Annotated in this window: 22 protein-coding genes; 10 read left to right on the forward strand and 12 right to left on the reverse strand. The window is 42.2% G+C overall.

Annotated features, from left to right (window positions below; genetic code table 11):
• Window positions 1-16 precede the first annotated feature (16 nt).
• The 3 genes from BM192_RS05430 to gltX all read right to left on the reverse strand — a co-directional run bounded on the left by BM192_RS05430 (window position 17) and on the right by gltX (window position 3,737).
• Entirely contained in the window at window positions 17-1,141 is a 1,125-nt protein-coding gene (locus BM192_RS05430; protein WP_074590789.1) for a hybrid sensor histidine kinase/response regulator, read from the reverse strand.
• Between the two features lie 125 nt (window positions 1,142-1,266).
• A complete protein-coding gene (ypfJ, locus tag BM192_RS05435; protein WP_037441269.1) occupies window positions 1,267-2,112 on the reverse strand; it encodes a KPN_02809 family neutral zinc metallopeptidase in 846 nt (281 codons plus the stop codon).
• A gap of 116 nt (window positions 2,113-2,228) precedes the next feature.
• Window positions 2,229-3,737 (reverse strand): glutamate--tRNA ligase, encoded by a 1,509-nt coding sequence (gene gltX, locus BM192_RS05440; protein ID WP_037441265.1) that lies wholly within the window; start codon window positions 3,735-3,737, stop codon window positions 2,229-2,231.
• An 88-nt stretch (window positions 3,738-3,825) separates the two neighbouring features.
• Between gltX and BM192_RS05445 the strand changes: the two genes are divergently transcribed.
• From BM192_RS05445 to BM192_RS05455, 3 genes are read left to right on the forward strand one after another with little or no spacing between them, the layout of a single operon-like run.
• Complete coding sequence (locus tag BM192_RS05445; protein ID WP_037441264.1) at window positions 3,826-5,040, forward strand: sensor histidine kinase; 1,215 nt, start codon at window positions 3,826-3,828, stop codon at window positions 5,038-5,040.
• Window positions 5,021-5,524 (forward strand): DinB family protein, encoded by a 504-nt coding sequence (locus tag BM192_RS05450; RefSeq protein ID WP_037441262.1) that lies wholly within the window; start codon window positions 5,021-5,023, stop codon window positions 5,522-5,524. Before BM192_RS05445 ends, BM192_RS05450 begins: the two co-directional genes overlap by 20 nt.
• Window positions 5,521-5,946 (forward strand): hotdog fold thioesterase, encoded by a 426-nt coding sequence (locus BM192_RS05455; protein ID WP_037441260.1) that lies wholly within the window; start codon window positions 5,521-5,523, stop codon window positions 5,944-5,946. The genes BM192_RS05450 and BM192_RS05455 overlap by 4 nt, the downstream gene beginning before the upstream one ends.
• Before the next feature lie 29 nt (window positions 5,947-5,975).
• Here BM192_RS05455 and BM192_RS05460 read toward each other — a convergent pair whose 3' ends face one another.
• Window positions 5,976-6,320, reverse strand: a complete 345-nt coding sequence (locus tag BM192_RS05460; RefSeq protein ID WP_037441257.1) for a DUF6249 domain-containing protein — start codon at window positions 6,318-6,320, stop codon at window positions 5,976-5,978.
• A gap of 264 nt (window positions 6,321-6,584) precedes the next feature.
• Here BM192_RS05460 and BM192_RS05465 point away from each other — a divergent pair, with 264 nt between their 5' ends.
• Both BM192_RS05465 and BM192_RS05470 read left to right on the forward strand, forming a co-directional pair.
• Window positions 6,585-7,169, forward strand: a complete 585-nt coding sequence (locus tag BM192_RS05465; RefSeq protein ID WP_051759909.1) for an RNA polymerase sigma factor — start codon at window positions 6,585-6,587, stop codon at window positions 7,167-7,169.
• The gene (locus BM192_RS05470) at window positions 7,166-7,672 is read left to right on the forward strand and encodes a hypothetical protein (RefSeq protein ID WP_037441255.1); all 507 of its coding nucleotides are present in this window, start codon (window positions 7,166-7,168) and stop codon (window positions 7,670-7,672) included. The genes BM192_RS05465 and BM192_RS05470 overlap by 4 nt, the downstream gene beginning before the upstream one ends.
• A gap of 56 nt (window positions 7,673-7,728) precedes the next feature.
• Here BM192_RS05470 and BM192_RS05475 read toward each other — a convergent pair whose 3' ends face one another.
• Together BM192_RS05475 and BM192_RS05480 are read right to left on the reverse strand one after the other, a co-directional pair.
• Window positions 7,729-8,289 carry a DUF2911 domain-containing protein gene (locus BM192_RS05475; protein WP_037441253.1) on the reverse strand — a complete coding sequence of 187 codons (561 nt, stop codon included), beginning with the start codon at window positions 8,287-8,289 and terminating at the stop codon, window positions 7,729-7,731.
• Between the two features lie 59 nt (window positions 8,290-8,348).
• On the reverse strand, window positions 8,349-8,528 hold the full coding sequence (locus tag BM192_RS05480) for a hypothetical protein (RefSeq protein WP_234797509.1): 180 nt from the start codon (window positions 8,526-8,528) through the stop codon (window positions 8,349-8,351).
• A gap of 201 nt (window positions 8,529-8,729) precedes the next feature.
• Here BM192_RS05480 and BM192_RS05485 point away from each other — a divergent pair, with 201 nt between their 5' ends.
• The 5 genes from BM192_RS05485 (at window position 8,730) to BM192_RS05505 (ending at window position 16,170) form a co-directional block, all read left to right on the forward strand.
• Complete coding sequence (locus BM192_RS05485; RefSeq protein ID WP_037441249.1) at window positions 8,730-9,350, forward strand: TetR/AcrR family transcriptional regulator; 621 nt, start codon at window positions 8,730-8,732, stop codon at window positions 9,348-9,350.
• Window positions 9,347-10,663 carry a TolC family protein gene (locus BM192_RS05490; RefSeq protein WP_037441246.1) on the forward strand — a complete coding sequence of 439 codons (1,317 nt, stop codon included), beginning with the start codon at window positions 9,347-9,349 and terminating at the stop codon, window positions 10,661-10,663. The genes BM192_RS05485 and BM192_RS05490 overlap by 4 nt, the downstream gene beginning before the upstream one ends.
• A 20-nt stretch (window positions 10,664-10,683) precedes the next feature.
• A complete protein-coding gene (locus BM192_RS05495; protein ID WP_037441244.1) occupies window positions 10,684-11,748 on the forward strand; it encodes an HlyD family secretion protein in 1,065 nt (354 codons plus the stop codon).
• Window positions 11,749-11,753: 5 nt separating this feature from the next.
• A complete protein-coding gene (locus tag BM192_RS05500; RefSeq protein ID WP_037441241.1) occupies window positions 11,754-13,301 on the forward strand; it encodes a DHA2 family efflux MFS transporter permease subunit in 1,548 nt (515 codons plus the stop codon).
• Window positions 13,302-13,584: 283 nt separating this feature from the next.
• Window positions 13,585-16,170, forward strand: coding sequence for a phosphoenolpyruvate carboxylase (locus BM192_RS05505; RefSeq protein WP_037441239.1), 2,586 nt, complete (start codon window positions 13,585-13,587; stop codon window positions 16,168-16,170).
• Between the two features lie 136 nt (window positions 16,171-16,306).
• Here BM192_RS05505 and BM192_RS05510 read toward each other — a convergent pair whose 3' ends face one another.
• The 6 genes from BM192_RS05510 to BM192_RS05535 all read right to left on the reverse strand — a co-directional run bounded on the left by BM192_RS05510 (window position 16,307) and on the right by BM192_RS05535 (window position 22,147).
• Complete coding sequence (locus BM192_RS05510) at window positions 16,307-16,891, reverse strand: carboxymuconolactone decarboxylase family protein (RefSeq protein WP_037441237.1); 585 nt, start codon at window positions 16,889-16,891, stop codon at window positions 16,307-16,309.
• 73 nt (window positions 16,892-16,964) lie between these two features.
• Window positions 16,965-17,510 (reverse strand): peroxiredoxin, encoded by a 546-nt coding sequence (locus BM192_RS05515; RefSeq protein WP_037441235.1) that lies wholly within the window; start codon window positions 17,508-17,510, stop codon window positions 16,965-16,967.
• 141 nt (window positions 17,511-17,651) lie between these two features.
• Window positions 17,652-19,997 carry a S9 family peptidase gene (locus BM192_RS05520; RefSeq protein WP_037441233.1) on the reverse strand — a complete coding sequence of 782 codons (2,346 nt, stop codon included), beginning with the start codon at window positions 19,995-19,997 and terminating at the stop codon, window positions 17,652-17,654.
• A gap of 80 nt (window positions 19,998-20,077) precedes the next feature.
• The gene (gene ygiD / locus BM192_RS05525; RefSeq protein ID WP_037441231.1) at window positions 20,078-20,905 is read right to left on the reverse strand and encodes a 4,5-DOPA-extradiol-dioxygenase; all 828 of its coding nucleotides are present in this window, start codon (window positions 20,903-20,905) and stop codon (window positions 20,078-20,080) included.
• 84 nt (window positions 20,906-20,989) lie between these two features.
• Window positions 20,990-21,562, reverse strand: coding sequence for a YceI family protein (locus BM192_RS05530; protein ID WP_037441229.1), 573 nt, complete (start codon window positions 21,560-21,562; stop codon window positions 20,990-20,992).
• 78 nt (window positions 21,563-21,640) lie between these two features.
• Window positions 21,641-22,147: a DUF3347 domain-containing protein gene (locus BM192_RS05535; RefSeq protein ID WP_037441228.1), complete on the reverse strand. Its 507-nt coding sequence runs from the start codon at window positions 22,145-22,147 to the stop codon at window positions 21,641-21,643.
• Window positions 22,148-22,151 lie beyond the last annotated feature (4 nt).

Consider the following 22,151-nt stretch of genomic DNA (forward strand, 5'->3'; position numbering starts at 1 on the left):
GTGCTCATATCCTGATCTAATCTGCTTCAACGGGTGAAATAAACGGAATATTAAAATAAAACTCTGATCCTTGACCTAGCTCACTCACTACGCCGACCTGCCCGCCATGCCTGCGGATAATCTCTGCGGAAATATATAAACCTATACCCAGTCCCTGGAAGTGAATGGCTGTTTCTTCTACACGGTAGAACTTTTCGAAAACACTACGCTGCTGATCTGCATCTATACCTATACCAAAATCCCTCACTGCAATACGTAAGGTATCTTCCTGAGCTTCGACATTCAAATGAACCTCGCTAGTACCAGGTGCATACTTAATCGCGTTAGTCAGGAAATTGACTATAACCTGCTCTATCCGCATCTCATCAGCAAAGATCTCCCGGTCGAGATGACCATTTTTAATGATTTTAAAGTCCGGACTAGATTGATGCATGACTTCAATAATACTGTCCAGCAGATCATTAAGATTGAAATATTTCTTATTAAACTTCAATTTGCCGCTTTCTATTTTGGAGATATCCAATAGGTCTGCAATAAGCTCATTTAGCTTGTCCAATTGCAGCTGGGCTTTCTTGAGGTGTTTCTTTACGGTAGGAATATCGCCTTTGTCTATACTTCTTTCCAGTAGCTGGACATAGCCCTTGACACTGGTCAAAGGAGTCTTCAGCTCATGACTGGCAATACTAATGAATTCGTCTTTTTTTCTTTCGGCCTGTTTTCTGAACTCGATTTCCTCAAGCAGGTTTTTCTGAACCTCTATCAATTTTCTGCTTTGTTCGTAGATTTGATAAAAAGTCTTAACCTTAAGCAGTAAAATATTGATATCGACCGGCTTAGTAATGTAATCGAGACCTCCGGAAGAATACCCTTTAGTAATGAAGTTCAGTTCTGTATTTGCCGCACTCAGGAAGATGATTGCTGTTTCTTTAGCTTTACTAAACCCCGAAATAGCCTCTGCTACCTCAAAACCATCCATACCAGGCATCTGGACATCGAGAATGATCAGTACGTAGGCTTTTTTGAGAACTTTTTTCAAGGCTTCTTCACCGGAAGATGCCGTATCTACTTCAAAATGATGTCTTTCCAGAACTTTTTTTAAAGAGATTAAATTCTCTGGTGTATCGTCTACTATCAGGATCATTATTAAAAATAAAGAGTAATAATTAATTTAATTAAACTGGTTTTTCCAGCAATAGATTTTGCTAATTTATAAAAGATTTAGAGGAAACGTCTGCAAATTAAATTTGCACGTATCAGCGCCTGCCGTCAGCGCAAACTGGCATCATTGAATGTATCGCCCTGATTTATATCGCCAGTGTCAAACCCTTTCTTAAACCAGTACATCCGCTGGGCAGACGTACCATGCGTAAATGCATCGGGAACCACCTCACCTCTGGATTGTTTTTGAAGCTGGTCATCTCCTATCGCATTCGCTGCGGTCAGGGCTTCTTCAATATCACCTTCTTCTAACCTGAAATCTTTGAGATTCTGCGCATGATTTGCCCATAATCCGGCAAAGAAGTCTGCCTGAAGCTCAAGTTTAACAGAAAGTTTATTGTATTCTTTTTCGGAAAGCCTGCCCCTGGCACGTTGCAGCTGATCAGAGATACCCAGCAGGTTTTGAACGTGATGCCCTACTTCATGGGCAATTACATATGCCTGCGCAAAGTCACCTGCAGCGCCGAAACGCTCTTTCAAGTCATTATAAAATCCAAGGTCTATATATACTTTATGATCTGCCGGGCAATAGAACGGGCCTACTGCGGCATCTGCAAAACCACATGCACTTTGTTCAGATCCTTCGAAAACCCGAAGAACCGGCAATTCATAGGTTTTACCCATTTCTTGAAATTGTGCGGTCCAGACTTGTTCAGTTGACTCCAGGACACCGGAAACAAATTCCAGCCCTGGCGCCGCTGCAGATCCTTTTTTAACTTCTGCCTGTTCGGTATTAGCGACAGGTAATTGAGAAACCAATTCGCTGAGATCTGTTCCGAAGAACAATCCGATTACAATGACAATGAGGCCCAGACCTCCTCCGATTGCCTTCCCGCCTCCGGAAAGTCCTCTGGCATCTTCAACATTATCACTTCCTTTACCGAACCATTTCATAGAAATTAATATAATATTTTAGCGTGTTTGCTGTAAACAAAAAAAGCCTCAATATCTATACCAATCACGATTTTCTGGTTAATATCCTGAAAATCGTGATTAATCTTTTCTGTTTATTATCCCAGTTGTTCCAATGCAGCCTCAATGCGTGCACTAGTCTCGGTTGTTCCTAGTAATACCGCAATATCAAAGACACCGGGTCCGAATTTACCACCAACCAGCATAATCCGCAAAGGCAGCATCAGCTCTCCTGGTTTTAGTCCACTGGCTGCCGCAAGATCTTTAAACTGTGTTTCCAGTTCTGTAGCAACTGGTTGTGCTGACATCTGACTGATCCAGCTCCTGAAAAAACCGGCTTTTTCTGCCGTCCATTTAGGCTGTACCGCAGCAAGATCATACTTCTCCGGTTTAACGAAGAAATACCCTGCCTGTGTACTAAAATCTGTCAATAAGGTACAACGATCCTTAATCAGGGTGATTACTGTTTCCAGTTGTGTATCATTTTCAGCGACAATTCCTTTTATAGCCAGTTGTTCTTTTACCAGCAACAGCAAGTCAGCAGCCTCTGTATGTTTAATCCATTCCTGATTATACCATTTTGCTTTTTCGAAATCAAACTTAGCTCCCGCTTTGCTAATCCGTTCCACAGAGAATTTAGCAATCAGTTCATCCAGGTTAAAAATCTCCTGATCCGTTCCATCATTCCAGCCAAGCATGGCCAGCAAGTTCACAAAAGCCCCTGGTAAGAAACCCAGTTCGCGGAATCCCTGTGTAATATCTCCCGTTTTTGGATCCTGCCAATTTTGTGCATAGACAGGAAAACCAAGACGGTCTCCATCGCGCTTGCTCAGCTTACCGTTCCCATCTGGTTTAAGGATAAGTGGTAAATGCGCCCATTGCGGCATTTCGTCTTCCCAACCCAAATATCTCCATAAAAGGATATGGATCGGTGCAGACGGGAGCCATTCTTCTCCCCTGAAAATATGTGAAATCTGCATAGCCCTATCATCTGCAACTACAGCCAGGTGATAAGTTGGCATCCCATCTGCCTTTAGCAATACTTTATCATCTACCAGGTTCGTATCAAAGGACACCAGCCCGCGAATCATGTCATTAAAAGTTACGGTTTCATCTTCCGGCATTTTAATTCGGATTACATGCGCAGTCTGTGCTGCCAGTAATCTTTCCACTTCTGCCTCAGGTAATGTCAGTGAGTTACGCATTCCCATTCTGGTTGCTCGTCCATAAAGGAAATTTGGCACTTCCTTACGTTTGGCGTCGAGCTCTTCCGGGGTATCAAATGCATAATATGCAAAGCCGTCTGCGACTAGTTGTTCGGCATAAGGTCTGTAAGTAGATTTACGCTCACTCTGACGGTAAGGTCCGAATGCGCCTTCCTTTTCAGGGCTCTCATCCGGGTGAATTCCACACCAGTTCAGGCAGGATTGTATATACTCTTCTGCTCCCGCTACAAACCGGGTCTGGTCTGTATCTTCTACTCTTAAAATAAAAGTTCCCTGGTGTTGCTTAGCAAACAGATAATTAAATAAAGCGGTGCGTACACCTCCTAAATGAAGGCCCCCTGTCGGACTGGGAGCAAATCTTACTCTTACTTTCTTTTCCATAACAATGATTACAAAGATATATTTTTTAAACGCTAACCGTTCTATTGGTGTCTTTTTGAATGCGAATTAGTATTTTGCCTCTATATTTATGAATCCATACGAAAAAAAACGGCGCTGGAAGTTCTTTCTGCTTTTCTTCGCCATTGTCATCGGGACGGCTTCTGTGATTTACACGGATTTCTTCGTCAAGAAAATGGAAAGAGAGGAAAAAGTCTCTTTTCAGCTTTACGTTAAGGTAACCGAACAATCACTGGTCATGTACGATGATGAGCGCTTCAATGATGTCATTGAGACCATCATGAAAAACACCAAACTTCCTGTTATCATGACCGACGGTTACGGGGTAATTAACTCTTATCAGGGACTGGATTCTACAAAAACGAATTATGACGTCGAGAAGCAGGATAAAAAGACCTATGACCCTGCCTATTTCGAGCGCGAACTTCATAAAATGAAGGAACAGCATCCTGGCACACCCATAATCGGTCTGGATGGTACGATCTGGCACATTTACCATAAGGATTCTTTTATCCTCACACAACTTCGCTACTTCCCGTTTATACAGCTTGGCGTAATTGCCTTGTTTCTGCTGACAGCCTATGTCGCGTTCAGTTCGGCCAGACGGTCGGAGCAAGATCAGGTTTGGGTGGGAATGGCGAAGGAAACTGCACATCAGCTCGGCACGCCAATCTCATCACTGATGGCCTGGGTGGAACTGATGAAATCCCGTTTCGATGCTGAAGATGATCCGCTGATTGCCGAAATGGAGAATGACATCAAAAGACTGGAAGTCATAACAGACCGTTTTTCAAAGATTGGCTCCAAGCCTGTACTTGAAGATCATGTGGTCTATACTGTAATTAGCAATTTTATTCAGTATTTCCAGCTGCGGACCTCAGACAAAGTGATCTTTAAGATTACCGGGGACGATCAGGTACGCGCATTACTCAATGTACCGTTATTTGACTGGGTAATAGAAAACTTACTGAAGAATGCAGCAAATGCAATTGAAAATGAAGGCTCAATAACAATCAATATCATTGAACACCTGGCCAAAGAAGAAGTATTTATTGATGTCACTGATAGTGGAAAAGGAATTCCGAGATCTAAATTTGATACTGTCTTCCAACCTGGTTACACGACCCGGAAAAGAGGCTGGGGACTAGGTCTTTCCCTCACCAGACGTATTGTTGAGAATTACCACAGTGGACAGATATATGTAAAAGAATCAGAACTTGGAAAAGGTACAACATTTCGTATTATCCTTAAAAGTAGCATAACCTATGAACCGACCTCAACCTGAAGAATGCCCGGAATGGGCACTAAACTATATTAAACATGTACAGGGAGACCTAATTGAGCTTTTAGTACAACAGGCAGAAATCTGGCCCGAACAACTGGAAAGCATGCAGGAACTTGCAGACTATGCTTATGCTCCAGGCAAATGGACCGTTAAAGAGATGGCGGGACACGTTATTGATACGGAAAGAATTCTGGTTTACAGACTTACGGCTTTTGCAAGGGCAGAAAAAGCTGCACTTCCTGGTTTCGAAGAAGATGATTATGTAAAAAATGCAAGATTCAAGGAAAGGACTTTGCAAAGTCTGGGTGAAGAGTTTGCCCTGTTACGAAAAGCAAACCTTTATCTTTTCCGGTCTCTTAATGAACAGGAACTGGACCGCATCGGGTCTGCATCCGGCAGGCAGATTTCAGTAAGGGCTATTCTGCATGTCTTAGCCGGACATGTTGCACACCATTCTCAAATTCTAAAAGAAAGATACTTATGATCTGGTTTAAAGATTTCACAGTTGAAGAGCTGAATGACAGGCCTAAAAATCATCTGGGTGGACTACTGGATATCCGGTTTACAGCATTGACGCCGGACACGCTGACAGCAACTATGCCCGTTGACGAACGAACGCACCAACCCGCAGGGATCCTGCATGGAGGTGCGTCTGTTGTTCTGGCCGAAACATTGGGAAGCATAGCGTCTTATATGTGTATAGATCCCGATAAGTACCAGGCAGTAGGACTTGAAATAAATGCCAACCACCTCCGTTCTGTGAAAAGTGGCAGCGTCACCGGCATCTGTTCAGTTATTCACCGGGGTGCTAAAACACATGTCTGGGACATTCGTATCTTCGATGACCGCGGCAAAATGACCTGCATCAGCAGGCTTACTGTCGCTATCTTAACCAAACAAGGCTAATCTTAATAACTGGCTCTGAATTAAGGTACTTAAAATTCACCTCGCTTTTCAAGCCACTGTTTTTCGATCCAGTAGGAAATGATCAGGCCAACACCGCCAAAGATGCCAATGCAACCGAAATAAACAGCAACAGACTGTTCTTCAGTTATTTTGGTTATAATAGTGGTAAACAAGGCAATTAGGATACCCAACCCGAGGCCAACCAATAGTAGCCCAAATTTAAGACTAATGAACGGTTTTGGTGCTGATTGCCCATCTTTTGGGTTAATGCCGCGTTCGATCATGGCCATTTTTTCTTTATTAACTAAATAGCGTATTCCAAAAATCATTGCGAAGCCTGTAATAAACAGGGTAATTGGGACTAGATATTCCATATCTTTTATGTTTAAATTGTGTATTGCTGTATTTGTGAACTATGACCACATCAAAATCAAACAGGTTACACCTTCTTCTAAAGAATCTTCTTTTTTAGAAGAAAGGTTTTTTTTAATATAGATAACTGTATTATCTTGATTAGTACCGTGTCATACTGGGATCTTTCTTTTTGAAGAGACGGCAAACTTCTGGCTCTTAACCGCACATTAATAATTTCGATATGCCTGTAACCTACCTGCTAATGCCTGCGTCTTAGTTTACAGATGCTACAGCCAGAAACAGATTCCGTGATAATTGCAGCCATACTTAACGGTCAGACAGGCCGTTATACAGAATTGGTAGGCAGACATCAGCGGTATGTATTTACGCTGGCTATGCGCTTTACAAAAAACAGAGAAGAAGCGGAAGAAGTAGCACAAGACTGTTTTGTAAAAGCATACCGCGCACTGGGGACCTTTAAACAGGACTCCAAATTTTCCACGTGGTTGTATTCCATTACCTATACAACCGCCATGACCTATCTGCGCAAGAAAAAACTGGATACCCAGTCTATTGATGAGGATGGTGGTTTTATACAACTGGAAAATCATATTTCGTCCTACACTGCTAACGGATCAATGGAAAAGCAATCCGGTTATCATTATCTGAACAAGGCGATTAGTCTGCTGTCACCTGACGATAATATGATAGTCACACTTTTTTATCAGGGGGAACAAAGTCTCGACGAGATCGGACAGACCATGAATATGACCGCGAATACAATAAAGGTTAAGCTGCATAGGGCCAGGATCAGGCTCAAAGAAAAACTACAGGGTATATTGAAAGACGAAGTAAATGAGATGATATGAACACAATAGAAGAGCAAATCTGGAATTATCTGGACGGCAACTGCACCGCCGCAGAAGAACATGCGATTCAAAACCTGGTTCGGACACAAGAAGACTGGAAAACTGCTTTCATAGAAATTCAGTCGCTTAATCTGGAGCTGAAACAAATGGAACTGGAAGAACCCTCCATGTCCTTTACCAGGAATGTGATGGAAAAAGTGAAACTTGAGCCGGCCCCGATTTCTCTGAAGACACGGGTAGACCACAGAATAATTATGATCATTGGGGGCTTCTTTATCCTGATGATTGTAGCTGTACTGATCTATGCGATTACATTGACTAAAACAGAGACGCAGATTAGTGGAATCCATCTGGCTTTTACAGCTCCGGATTTCTCATTCCTGAACAAAATACAAAGTCCTGGTTTACTACGGGCATTCCTTTTTGCCGACCTTTTATTAGGTCTGGTCTATTTGGACAGATTTATGCGTAGGAAACGCAAAAATAATATACATACATCATAATAAAGGCCCTGCGCTTATATTGCGCAGGGCCTTCTATATTCCGATGTTTTTTTAAATTAACGAATAGTTACCGGCAATGTTGCGGTAAGCTTATCCCAGGCCAGGTGCAATTTAGCGCCTTTAGCATCTGGTGAAAATGTAATAGCCAGAGCTTCCACAGGGGTTGCAAGTTGTTCTACCGGAACAGTTACTCTAACCACATCTTTTGCCTGATCATAAGTATATTCTCCCCAGCGATCCGTTTGTTTATTTAAAATAAACACCCATTTATCTTGTTCAGGAAGTACAAATAAACTATAAGAACCTGCAGGAACCGCTTTACCTCCGATGGTTACGGGCTGATAAAATCTGATCTCAGTTGATTCATTAGCTCCGGCTCTCCAAACTTTACCAAAAGGCACAGTCTCTCCAAATATTTTTCTGCCTTTAACCGATGGTCTTGAATAGATAACCCTGATCTGTGGTGTGCTATTATCACCAGCTTTAACTTTCGCAGCATTTACTGGAAAATAAGCAAGGTCAGCCGGGCTGCCATCCAATGGTGGGAATTTTACTTCCTGGGCATTTGCGGCAAAGCCGATTGCAGCCAGCGCTACAATTAAACGGAGTTTCTTCATGGGATTTCTTCTTTAATTTGTATCACAAAATACAAAAAAACCTTTTATAAATCTGTAAATTAGTACTTACGGTCTTTTACCAGCGTATTTAAGAATATCGCTGAGAGTATAAACCCGATGATACCTCCTAAAATAGACCATCCGAAGCTACCAGAGATTATTGCAGCTGTTAATATTCCAAAAAACAGGCCTAAAACGTAATAAACCCAGTCAAAATTATTTTTGTTGTCGTTGTTCATGATAATATATACTTATAGCTCAAAGGTATTGAATTATTTTAAATTTAAAAGCCTCAGCTTAATCATCCGGGCTCCCTATTAGCCCCCGGAACAGGTTATTGATCGCTGACTGTCAGATCACTGTAAAATACGTTACATAATACACGATATTCTTTTCAACCAATCAAACGATTGATTAGTTTTGACCCCATCAAATTAACGATGGAAAAACAAGACAAAAGAAGCAGCATTTTAGCTGCGGCGGAAAGGTTGTTTTCGGAACTGGGATATGAAGGGACTTCAATCAGGCTCATTGGTAAAGAAGCGGACGCAAATCTCTCCATGATCAGTTACTATTTTGGTTCGAAGGAAGGTGTGTTTCTAGAAATTATGAGTGAACGTATCAAAGGCTTCAATGCGGAACTAATCCGTATTGCAACAGAGCCGGTCACTGCTAAAGAAAAAATGCTATGGATCATCGAAGGTTACACCAGAAGGATTCTTTCTGGCATTGCTTTTCATAAGATCATGCACAGAGAGCTCACCCTGGAGCAAAGGCCTGAACTATCTACTAAAATTAAAGAAGCAATTAAAACTAACCTCCGGGTAATCGAAGAGATTATAGAGGAGGGTATAAATGCCGGAGAATTCCGGCAAACAGATACCCGGATGGTCATTTCCACCATTATGGGTACGATTAGTCATGTTGCCCTGACTCCATCCAAACTTATTCCATGCAGTGTTCTGGATATCAGTAAACCAGAAGAAAGAGAATTGATCAGCCAGAGAGTAATCAAACATCTGCAGGAATTAATAATCATGTATTTAACACCCCAACAATGATAAACAGAACGCTAAAACTGAGTTGCCTCGCGCTCTTAATGCCGGGTATACTTTATGCCCAAAATCTTAAAAAGATCACACTCCCAGAGGCTGTTCAGCTGGGGATTGAAAACAGCAAGAATCTTAAACTCTCGCAAAACAAAATAGAAGAAGCAAGAGCAAGACTAGAGGTCGTTAAAGACAATGCGCTGCCAACAGCAGATGCAAGTTTCCTGTACAATCATGCTGAAATTCCAACACACAAATTATCAATTGGAGGTGCGACTCCTTTTACACTGCCCAACCGTGCCGATGCATTTATCGGAACAGCAGCGGTGCAAGAGTTAGTTTATGGTGGTGGTAAATTAAAATACGCGAGAGAAAGCACACGTCTGCTGGCAGAGGTTGCAGGGCTGGATGCCGATAGAAATAAGGAAGAAGTGAGTTATGCAGTAATTGATACTTATTTCTCTTTATATAAGCTGATGCAAAGCAAAAAAGTTGTTGCGCAGAACCTGGCCTCTATTGCGAGTCAGCTAAAACAGGCTCAGCGTTTCTTTGAGCAGGGTATTGTCACCAAAAACGATGTGCTGAGGTTCCAGTTACAACAATCAAATATTACCCTGACCGACCTGGAAATTGAAAGTAACCGCAAGGTGGTTAATTATAACCTGGATATTCTTCTGGGTTTACCAGAAGATACAGAACTGGAAATCAGCAATCCGGAATTGACCAGCCAGCAACTTGCCTCCCTGAGCTCATATATGGATCGCGCATTGTCCAGCAGACAGGAACTTCAACAATTGGATCTGCGTAACCGTGCTGCCGAATCAGACCTTAAGTCTGTTAAGGCGAATACACTACCTACCGTTGGTGTGGGCGCAAATCTATACTATATTAATCCAAGCGGTAAATTTATCCCACCGGTTAATCAGTATATCATGCCCGTTACTTTGGGTGCTACATTATCCTGGAATATCGGAAGCCTCTGGACGAATAAAAACAAGGTAAGTGAATCCAGAATCCAGCAGAAAAACATCCAGATCCAAAAAGAGATAGAGTCTGATCAGGTAAAAACTGAAGTAAATAGAAATTATCAGGGCTACCAACTTGCGCTTAACAAAATCAGCATACTGGAAACCTCCATTGCCCAGGCCGTAGAAAATGACCGCTTGCTGGAATCCAAATACAAAAATAATGTCGCTTCTGCCATCGACAGAATTGATGCAGAGACATTGCTTTACCAAGCTAAAATAAATCTGGAAATCGCTAAAGCAGATGCCGGATTAGCTTACTACACTTTATTAAAATCAACAGGAAAAATTTCTCAATAATATCATAATCATCTAGAGTAATGACAACAGAATCGACAACGGAACCAACAATTGAGGCAAAAAAGAAAAGCAAAATTGTTCCTATAATATTAGCTGTGCTGATAGTTATTGGCGCCATATTCGGCATAAAAGAGTACATGTATTACAGTAAACACGTAGATACCGACGATGCACAGATCGATGGAGACATCAGTCCGGTAGTTGCGCGCGTGGGAGGTTATGTGAATGAGATTAAATTCGAAGAATATACCCGTGTAGAAGAGGGACAGGTACTGGTTACCCTTGATGACAGGGATTACAAAGTGAAACTGGAACAGGCTATGGCCGGACAACAGGGCGCAAATGCCAACGTAGGTGTTTCAGAATCTCAAATTGTTGCAACTTCGGCCAATACAAGTACAGCCAAAGCGAATATTGAATCTGCTAAAGTAAAATTATGGCAGGCGCAAAAAGATTATGAACGTTACGCCAATCTGGTAAAAGACGGTTCAATCACCCAGCAACAGTTTGATCAGGCAAAAGCAACACGCGACGTTGCACAGGCCAATTTTAATGCATCACAAGATCAGTATACTGCTGCATTAAAACAGGTTGGGACAACCAAATCACAGTTACAAGTGAGCAGTAATGGCGTTACACAGCGTCAGGCAGAGGTAGATTTCGCGAAATTACAGCTTTCATATACCGAAATCAAAGCACCAGCGACAGGATTTGTCTCTAAAAAAAGCATTCAGAAAGGTCAGCTTGTTCAGGCAGGTCAATCTTTATTCTCTATTATCAATGAGAACAGTCTATATGTAACTGCAAATTTCAAAGAAACGCAGTTAGAAGAGATTCGTACAGGCCTTAAAGTGGACATTGTAGTAGATGGGTATCCTGACCAGAAAATAGACGGTGAAGTTTATAACTTCTCCCCCGTTACAGGTGCTAAGGGCTCATTACTTCCTCCAGATAATGCAACTGGTAACTTCGTAAAAGTAGTACAGCGTGTCCCGGTAAAAATCAAAATTAAGGCAACTAAAGAAATGCTTGACAAATTACGTCCGGGCATGAGCGTTAAAGTTTCCGTTTCCACAAAAGACTAAATCAAATGGCCGAGCAAGGTTTAAAAAAATGGATAATTACGTTTACGGTAATCACCGCTTCATTACTGGAGCTGATTGATACGACAATTGTAAACGTAGCCTTACCACAAATTCAGGGTAACCTGGGAGCAACCTTAGAGGACGTAGCCTGGTTATCGACAGGTTATGCCGTAGCTAACGTTATCGTTCTGCCGATGTCAGGTTGGCTGGGGAGCAGATTTGGACGTAAAAATTACTTCCTAACATCAATTATAGTATTTACCATAGTCTCATTCCTCTGTGGTAATGCAACTTCACTGGAAGAGCTGATCTTGTTCAGAGTGCTGCAGGGCCTTGCCGGAGGTGGATTAATTTCTACCGCACAAGCTATCCTTCTGGAAACCTGGCCAAGGGAAGATGTCGGAATCGCTACAGCGCTCTTTGGATTGGGTGCTGTTGTCGGCCCTACTGTAGGGCCAACAATTGGTGGATATATTTTGGATATCAGCTCCTGGCCCTGGATTTTCTATGTGAATATTCCCGTCGGAATTCTCGCCGCCTACTGTACCTATACATTTATTCGAGCGACCCCTAAAGATGGTCAGGGGCAGCCTGTAGATTGGTGGGGCATTGGTTTACTTGCAGTTGCAGTCGGTAGTTTGCAAACTGTACTTGAAAAAGGCGAAAGTGAAGACTGGTTTGCCACACCCTATATTATTGCGCTGACAGTAGCGTCAGTATTTGGCTTATTGCTCTTCATATGGCGCGAACTCACTACGGATCACCCGATTGTAAACTTCAAGATCATGCGTCACCGAAGTTTTTCCATCGGGATGTTCACTTCATTTATCCTTGGTTTCGGTTTATATGGCTCCGTATTTGTATTTCCGGTATTCTGCCAGAACCTGTTAGGGTTCTCGCCATTGCAAACCGGTGAATTACTTTTCCCCGGCGGACTTTGTACAATAGCGATGATGCCTTTTATCGGAATATTCCTTAAAAAGGGAATCCCTGCACAGTTTATGGCTACCATAGGTATGTTCCTGTTCTTTGTGTTCTGCGACATGCTAAGCAAGTCGACCTTATCTTCGGGTACGAACGACTTCTTTCTGCCGCTGGTTATCCGTGGCGTTGGAATGGCACTGCTTTTTGTTCCTTTGACAACTCTGGCTATTCAGGATTTAAAAGGAGCTGAAATCGGACAGGGTTCGGGTTTAAATAATATGATGCGTCAGCTGGGTGGATCATTTGGTATCGCTGCACTGACTACTTTAATCCATACCCGTCAGGGTTTTCACCGAAACAACCTTTTGGTGAATATCAATGAGAGTAATCCTGCATTCACAGAACGTTTCCAGGCTTATATCTCTAATTTCATGGCGAAAGGATACAGTATGTTTGATGCCAAAATTATGGCGACCAAAGCTGTCGAAGGTGTGGTAACAAAACAAAGTCTGCTGCTAACTTATAGTGACGCTTACTGGGTTGCAGGACTAGTGTTATTATGTTCGATCCCGCTGCTATATCTGCAGAAATTTAAAAAGAATGTAGAAATACCGGTAGATGTTCATTAAAACAAACCCTATTCAGGGCACGTTCAGATAGTACCTGAATGGTAATTATATCTAAAAAAGAAAGGCTGCCCTTCTGGACAGCCTTTCTTTTTTTTCAAAAAAATCACAATTTCTGCTTTGTCGCTACACAACAAACTGGTTTTATATAATTAAATATGCTAAACCTTAACGGAAGCAATTTATAGTAAATACTTAGTTTGGCAAAATAATTTTATTTTAAAATTTATTCTATAGATCTTCCAGTCATTTTCCTTAGATTAAGCTCCCAAAAATAAAGCTTAATATGACGCAGAAACAGAAAGTGACTAGCCAGAAAGAGGCCATATTTAATAATGAAGTTGTATCAAGATTTGAATTGTACAACAGCCTGTTCCTTACTTTGCCCTTTTATAAGGTCAAGGATACAGGAACTCTTCTACCGCTTTTCATTAAGTATTGTGAAGATGGAGTCAAACAACATCAGACACCAGCCGAAATTATCACTGCTTTCTTTGAAAAATATACGCAAGCCAGCTCCGCAACAGATGTAAATGACCTGTTATTCCGTTTTATACAGTATATAGAACGTCAGGTGGTACTCTTTGATGCAGTAGAAGATGCGTCTTTCCAAAAACTGAATACAGCGGAAGACCAGGGTTCATTAAGTTCGCTGCTCCGTAAAAGTGCATTCAATACAGAACTGCATGACCGCACAGCGAAACTTATCGAAGATTTTTCACTTCGGCTGGTATTAACCGCACATCCTACTCAGTTTTATCCGGGCAGTGTACTCTCTATTATTACCGACCTCACCACAGCCATCAAAACGAATGATATTGATAGTATCAACCAGCTGTTGCAACAATTGGGTAAGACCCCATTTTTCAATAAAAAATCTCCGACACCAGTAGATGAAGCACTTAGCTTAACCTGGTATCTGGAAAATGTGTTCTATTTCGCTGCTGCAAATATCCAGTCCGAAATAGACAGTGCGCTGGAAGAAATTCAGATACCGAGCAAAAAGGTTATAGAAATGGGTTTCTGGCCCGGTGGTGATCGAGATGGCAACCCCAACGTGCAGGCTAAAGATACCCGCGAAGTGACACGCATGTTACGTCAGGTTCTTTTCCGCTGTTACTACAGGGATTTCAGGAAACTGAAACGCCGTATTACGTTTCGCGGTGTAGAAGAAAAAATACATCAGATACAGGATGTACTCTACAAAAATGCATTCGATCCCGCGATCGAACCAAAAGATATCTCTGCAGAACTTGCGGCGGGATTACAGGATATAAAAGACACACTGTTAGAATTTCATGACGGGCTATTCGCTGATCTGGTAGATGACCTGCTGCGTAAGGTTGCTTTATATGGCAGTTACTTCGCTTCTCTTGACATCAGACAAGATAGCCGGGTACTTCGTGATGTACACGCCTGGTGCCGTCAGCATAAACCGATCCTGTCATTGTTCCCGGAAAATTATGATGAACTCTCAGAGGAGGAGAAAATCGGTCACTTATCTTTTAAAAGTGCGAAAATACACCATGGTGAAGACACGGCACCGCTAATTAGCGATACGCTGGATACGATTACGGATATCCGCACCATTCAGCAGCAGAACGGACCACTGGCCTGTCACCGCTTTATTATCAGTAACTGCCAGCAGGCTTCAGATATCCTGCAGCTAATTGAATTATTCCTTTGGAACGGTTGGACAGTGGAAGATCTGGACATCGACTTTGTGCCCCTTTTTGAGACCGTGCATGACCTGAAGGATGCACCTGCTATTATGGAGACACTTTATAAGCATCCATTCTATCAGGAGCACCTTGCCAGAAGAGGTAATCAGCAACAGATTATGCTGGGCTTCTCAGATAGTACAAAAGACGGAGGTTACCTGATGGCCAACTGGTCAATCTTTAATGCCAAGGTTGCATTAACAACAGTTTCAGAACAGCATAACGTTAAACTGGCCTTCTTTGACGGCCGAGGAGGACCTCCATCGAGAGGCGGAGGTAAAACACACCGTTTCTATGCTTCTATGGGTAAAGAAATAGCAAACAATCACTTGCAGTTAACCATCCAGGGACAGACTATCAGTTCTCAGTATGGCTCTATTGACAGTGCAGGATTTAATATCAGCCAGCTTGTTAACGCCGGTATATCATCGGGGCTAAGAGAAAAACATAATATTCTGCTTGATCCCGAACATAAAGATGTACTTGACCAAATGGCTGATGACAGTTTTGAATCATTTGTAGCTTTACGTCAGCATCCTTTATTCCTTACTTACCTCGAACGTTACTCCCCATTAAGCCTGCTGTCCAAGATCACCATCAGCAGCAGGCCGGTAAAACGGAGTTCAGGAGAGAAGTTAAGGCTGGAAGATCTACGCGCAATCAGCTTCGTAACTGCTTGGGGGCAGCTTAAACAAAATGTCCCTGGTTTTTATGGGATCGGAACAGCTTTAAAAAATCAGGAAGACGCCGGCAACTGGGATCAAATAACGCGGACCTACCAGGAAAGCGGGTATTTCAAGACCATTATAGATAACTGTATGATGTCGATGAGCAAGTCTGACTTCTCCATTACCGCACATTTTGCCAAAGACCCGGAATTCGGAGCCTTCTGGACTATGCTTCACGAAGAATATGAGCGCTCTAAAGCCATGTTACTAAAACTGGCAGGCCATCAGACTTTGATGGAGAATTACCCTGTTGAGAAGCGCTCTATCGCGGTCAGGGAGAAAATTGTACTTCCACTGGTACTCATACAGCATTATGCACTTGAAAAACTGCAGGAAGAAGCAACAGCTTCTACAGCAGCTTATGAGAAACTGGCAATCAGAACCGTTTATGGTATTGTCAATGCAGGCAGAAACTCTGCATAGCAAAGACAAAAACAAAAGCCCCTTCTGCTACTCCAGTGCCCCAAAATGTTAGACACTTTTTGGGGCACTGGAGTAGCAGAAAGGGCTTTTTCGATACAGATTTGTATTTCAGACCGCGGCCAGCTAAGACTTAGCCTTAATAAATAACTTTTCCGGCTGAAGTTACGATCGAGGCGATGCGTACTGCATCAAATACACGCTCTTCAGATGCGCCTAAATGCAGGATAGAGTTTTCGTGAGCATTCACACACATTTCACATCCATTTACCGCTGACACCGCCAGACTCATCAGTTCAAAGAACTCTTTACCTGTTACCGGGCTACTCATTAACTGCATGCGTACGCGTGCAGGGATCTGTGTATATTTTTCTTTCCCTGTAAAGTGACGGAAACGATAGAACACGTTATTTAGTGCCAGTAAAGAAGCGCAGCCTGCTGCTTCAGCTATTTCCTCAGGAGTAGCATCTTTGGAAATTGAATATTGCTCAAAGAAATCAATAAGAACTTTGTTATTATTGTTCACTGCGATACTTAATGCGACTAAACCACATTCTTTTTCCGACATATGGGCAGAAGTTAAAGTACTGCTGAAATTGAGTTTCAGGTCCCTTACATACCTGGAGTTACCTTTTTCAAGCAAGGTTAAGCTCTCATTTCTATATTCAGCTGGCAGGCCGACAATAGCCAGCAGCTCTTGTACAGTTTCAGTTATTTCAGACATTATTTTTCAAATTATAGGGTACAGAAAAGCCCCTGCAAAAAGCATTTACAGGGGCTTTTTGAATCAAAATTAATTAAACAGTTAAAGTCGCTTCACCTTTTTCCCAGTTGCATGGGCAAAGTTCGTCAGTTTGCAAAGCATCCAGCACACGGATAACTTCTTTTACATTACGACCAACGCTTAAATCGTTAACACTAGCCCAACGGACAATACCCTGTGGGTCAATGATGAAAGTAGCACGGTAAGCAATTTTTTCAGTTGGCTCTAAAATATCAAGTGCTTCAGCTAAAGATTTTGAAGTATCAGCCAGCATTGGGAATTTCAAACCACGTAAATCATCATGGTTATTTCTCCACGCTAAGTGAACATTTTCTGAATCAGTAGAAGCACCGATCAGCGTAGTGTCACGGTCACGGAACTCACCGTAGTTCGCATTGAATTCAGCGATCTCAGTAGGGCAAACAAATGTAAAATCTTTTGGCCACCAGAACATACAAGTCCACTGGTTATTCTCATTTACTAATGCATCAGAAGTTAATGTTTCGAATTCTTTTCCTTTTTCTAAACTTACAACAGCCGGTTTTGAAAATGCCGGGAATTTTTCACCTATGTTAATCATAATATTCTTTTTTTTCGTTGCACAAAAATACGTCAATAAATGGGATTTATCAACCGTATTCAGGACTTTACAGATACTTAATATTGATAGACAGATAGACAAAAACTATATGTATACCAGCGGCCTATTAAGCCCATAAAACTACTTTTTAAGCGTCGTTTCAAATAATTTAAAGATTCGCTTGTACTCATCTGTCCAACTCGAAGGCTGTACAAATCCATGGTCTTCAACTGGGTAAACCGCTAGCTCCCAATTGTTCTTACCCAGCTCGATAAAACGCTGGCTCAAACGTACAATATCCTGAAAATGAACGTTCACGTCTACCATACCATGCGCCATCAGTAAATTGCCTTTTAACTTGTCAGCAAAATAAATTGGGGAACTCTGTTTATAGGCAATCGGGTCATTAGCCGGCTCATTCAGAATATTTGCGGTATAGCCATGGTTATAATGTGCCCAATCTGTAACCGAACGCAGTGCAGCACCGGAAGCGAAGACATCAGACTCATTAAATAGCGCCATCAGTGTAATAAAGCCGCCGTATGAACCACCATAAAGGCCTACATGCGCGGGATTGACATTGTATTTTTCTACCAGTAATTTAACGCCGTCTGCCTGATCGGTAAGATCCTTTCCACCCATATGGCGGTAAATGCCCGTACGATGATTTCTCCCGTATCCAGCACTCCCGGTATAGTCAATATCTATTACTGTATATCCCTGATCAGCCAGCAGATTATGGAACATATATTCTCTGGAATACTGGCTCCACCAATAGTGTACATTCTGCAGATAACCGGCACCATGCACAAAGACAACTGCCGGACGGTTAGGGTGTGGTTTAACAGCAGGATATATGCGTGCATATACATCATCGCCATAACGGTTTTTAAACGCCACCATTTCCGGCTCTTTCCATTGATAGGCTTTAAATTCTGCTGAAGTAGAAGCCGTCACCTGACGTGCCTGAGCACCTGGTTTATTTTCCTGAATGTACAGTTCCCATGGTTTATTCATATAGGAATAATTGATGGCAAGCCATTTTTCATCAGGTGAAAGCGTAACCTCATTACCGCCTTTCATACTGGTAATCCGGACCGGCTCTCCCCCCTGCACACCAATTTTATAGAAATGTGAAATCCCCGGATGCTCAATATTACCGGAAAAATAAAGTGTTTTTGCATCAGCAGATAACTGCAGGTTTTTCACTTCCCATTTACCATTTGTGAGTTGCTTTTTAGTTCCCGCAGCCACATCAGCAATGTAAATATGCGAATATCCACTAGCCTCACTCTGGAAAGCTATTTTTTGATTATCGATCCAGAAAATCCCTCTCGCACCAATTCCAGGACCCGCAATCCATGCTTCGTCCCGCTGTCTGTCTACCAGGCTCAGTTGTCCCGTAGCAGCATCTAGTTTCAGAATCCAGAAATCTTTGTTGTCCTGTGATCTCGCTGCTATAACAGCAGTATTCCCTTTCTGATTCCAGAAGGGCCCGAATATATTAATAGCTCGATCGGCATTTTTACGTTTGGCGGCTTCCAGCTTATCCGGATAATCTTTCAGATAATCAGGCAGATCCTTTATTCCGGGTATTTGTGCAGTCTGAATCTGGTAAACCGTGTCACGCTCCCTGTCATAGACGTAAGGAGTGTATACAGGAAGAGGTTCCCCAACCTTGGTTCTGCCGGGAATATCTGTCGTATAACCCGATTCAGTAACAAAAGCAGGGACAATGGTCTGGTGGCCTTTCTCTGGCATGCTTACCAACCTGTAAGTTATGAAACGTGCATCTGGGCTAACAACCAATCCATTTAAAGCTGCCTCTTTCAAATCAATTGCACGCAAAGGTTTTTCCGGAATCAATGCTGCTCTAAAGCCAAATGGTTCAGCTTTCTTTTGCTTTTTTAATACGTCAAATAGTTCCAGCTGATCTTTTTTTAACCATCCATCCTGACTATCCGCGGCTGTTTTTGCTTCTCCTTTTTTGTTCCTGACAAAATTTGTCAGTTGCTTTAATTCCCCGGTACGATGATTTAAAACAAATAAATTATCCCCTCTCTGGAAGGCTACAGAACCATTTGTAAGAAACGCTGCATTGGATTCTCTTTCTACTGTCTGCGTAAGGCGAACTTTACGCCCGTTTTTAACTTCAAGCAGGTAAAGATCCCCTCCTTGCTCGACTAATCCGAGTGATCGGTCTGAATTGTAGGTATATTCGAGCTGAATAGCTGCGTCAGCCACTTTGAGGTCGGCCTTGACTGGCTGCGTAGATCCGATCTGTACTTTATACAGTTCATCTTTCTCTTTATTTTCCGGATTCCAGTCAAAATAGACTGCTTTACTATCACCGGACCACCGATAATTGGAAGGAGCTGTTCCAAGCCATTTCTGGTCCCGCATAATATAGTCCACTGTCAGTGGCTGAGTTTGCTGCGCAGAAGCTGCAGTAGTACCCAGTAAGAAAAACAAGTAAAATTTCTTCATCAGTTTAGGTTATGCCTGCAATTTAGTAGAAAAATGGCCTGCAATAACGCTGAAGAGAAAGGTTTTATAAATGTTACAGTCTATCCGATTCGGACGGAAGTCATCGTTAACGAGCCACCTACAGCTTGGTCATTGAATAAACTTACCTGATCCTGCGGTAACTGCAAACCAAGCGCATAAAGTAAAGGCAGATAATGTTCCGGAGTGGGTATAGCGAGCATTGCGGCTTTACCGAGCTGCTGATAGGCCATGAGCGGGCGGTGGTCTCCATTCATAATCAACTGTTTAAACTGCTCATTTATATCCAGTGCCCAGTCATATCCGCCACCATCAATCATACTCCAATTCATCATGCGTAGATTGTGCACCATATTTCCACTGCCCATAATCAAAACTCCTTTTCTGCGCAGTGCAACCAATTCTGCAGCCATCTCATAATGTGCTCTTGGATCTTTTCTGTAATCAATACTGAGCTGCAGAATAGGAATATCAGCCAGAGGAAACATGTGCTGTAAAACTGTCCAGGCACCATGGTCCAGGCCCCAATCATGATCGAGCTCTACTTTTGTACTAGAAATTAACCCTGCCGTCTCAACAGCAAGCGCAGGATCGCCGGGGGCAGGATACTGTAAATCAAATAACGCTTGCGGAAATCCCCCGAAGTCATGAATAGTCTGAGGAAAGTCCATTGCAGTAACTGCAGTACCATTAGTAAACCAATGTGCGGAGACCACAATAACGGCTTTTGGTACCGGTATCGTTCTTCCCAATTCAGCCCAGGAATTACTAAAAGCATTGGTTTCTATGCCGTTCATCGGAGAACCATGTCCGATAAAAAGAACAGGCATTAAAAGGTCCTGTACCGGCAGGCTGGCATTCATTTGACGGATTGTTGAAAGATTAGCCATGATTAAAGGTATGTCATAAATGAAAAAGGGGGATGGAAAAACTTAAAAGCTTCTCCATCCCCCTTTTGAGGTTATTCAAAAAGCTTATTTAGCTTGTGCAAACTCAAGATTTAGATTAATTTTAATATCCTTTGCTACAGCCATTCCAGTCGGATCGTACTTAATGTTAAATGCAGTACGGTCTATAGTTGTACTAGCTTGAAATCCAGCGATCGTTCCACCTTGCTGATTTTTAGCTGTTCCGCCATAAACAACATTAAATTTAACGTCTTTGGTTACATCACGAATTGTCAGTTTACCATTAAGTTCGTAGTTATTATCTTTCAATTTTTTGAAAGACGTACTTACGAAAGTCATTTCAGGATATTTTTCGGCATTAAAGAAATCGTCAGATTTTAAGTGCTTATCACGCATTTCTACAGTAGTACTGATACTGTTCACATCTACAGTGAAATTGATCTTAGCATCTGTAAGGTCTGCTTTTGATGCTTCGATAGTTCCTGAAAACTTGTGAAACGCACCATTAACAAATGATATCCCCATATGTCTTACTTCGAAATTAACGAAGGAATGCATCGGGTCGGTGGTCCATTTAGTTTGTGCGAAAGTTGCTGCACTAAGGCTAAGCGCCACAAAAAATAAGAATAACTTTTTCATAATGATAGGGTTTATTTTAATACCCGCAAAGCTACTGCCAATAAAGTCCCGCCAGATTGATCTATGATAAGAAATACATTACTTCAATGTAGCGGTAACCGAACCACAGTCGTACATAGCACTTCCATAATATGGATTCTGTACAGCTTTGACCTCATTAAGCCAAGTATATTTACCCATCGGACAAAACTGAACGTAAACTGCGTCATTATTCAATTTCAGCCCCTTAACCAAGGCAAGCATCGGTTCACTTACGCCCATAAAACTTTTACGCTGCTCTTTCAGGTCTTTCGATCCGGCAATTTCTCCTGCACTTTTTACAGCTGGAGCTGATTCTTTCATCCATAGTTGATGTTGGGCGTCGGAAGAAAACCCGGTATGCGGGACCTCTTTAATTACCTCCTGTAGCTTAGACGCTGCCACTGATGCTGCAGGCGCGTCATCTTTCGCAAGTGCATTTTTTAGTACATAATACTGTTGGAGAACAACATTGAACTTCGTTTGAACTTCGGATTTCTGAGCCATTACAGGCTGCATAAAAGCGCTTAATAACAGCGCAAAACAAATTACCAGTGATTTTTTCATTTCT

Source organism: Pedobacter antarcticus (assembly GCF_900112985.1).
Taxonomy (GTDB): domain Bacteria; phylum Bacteroidota; class Bacteroidia; order Sphingobacteriales; family Sphingobacteriaceae; genus Pedobacter; species Pedobacter antarcticus.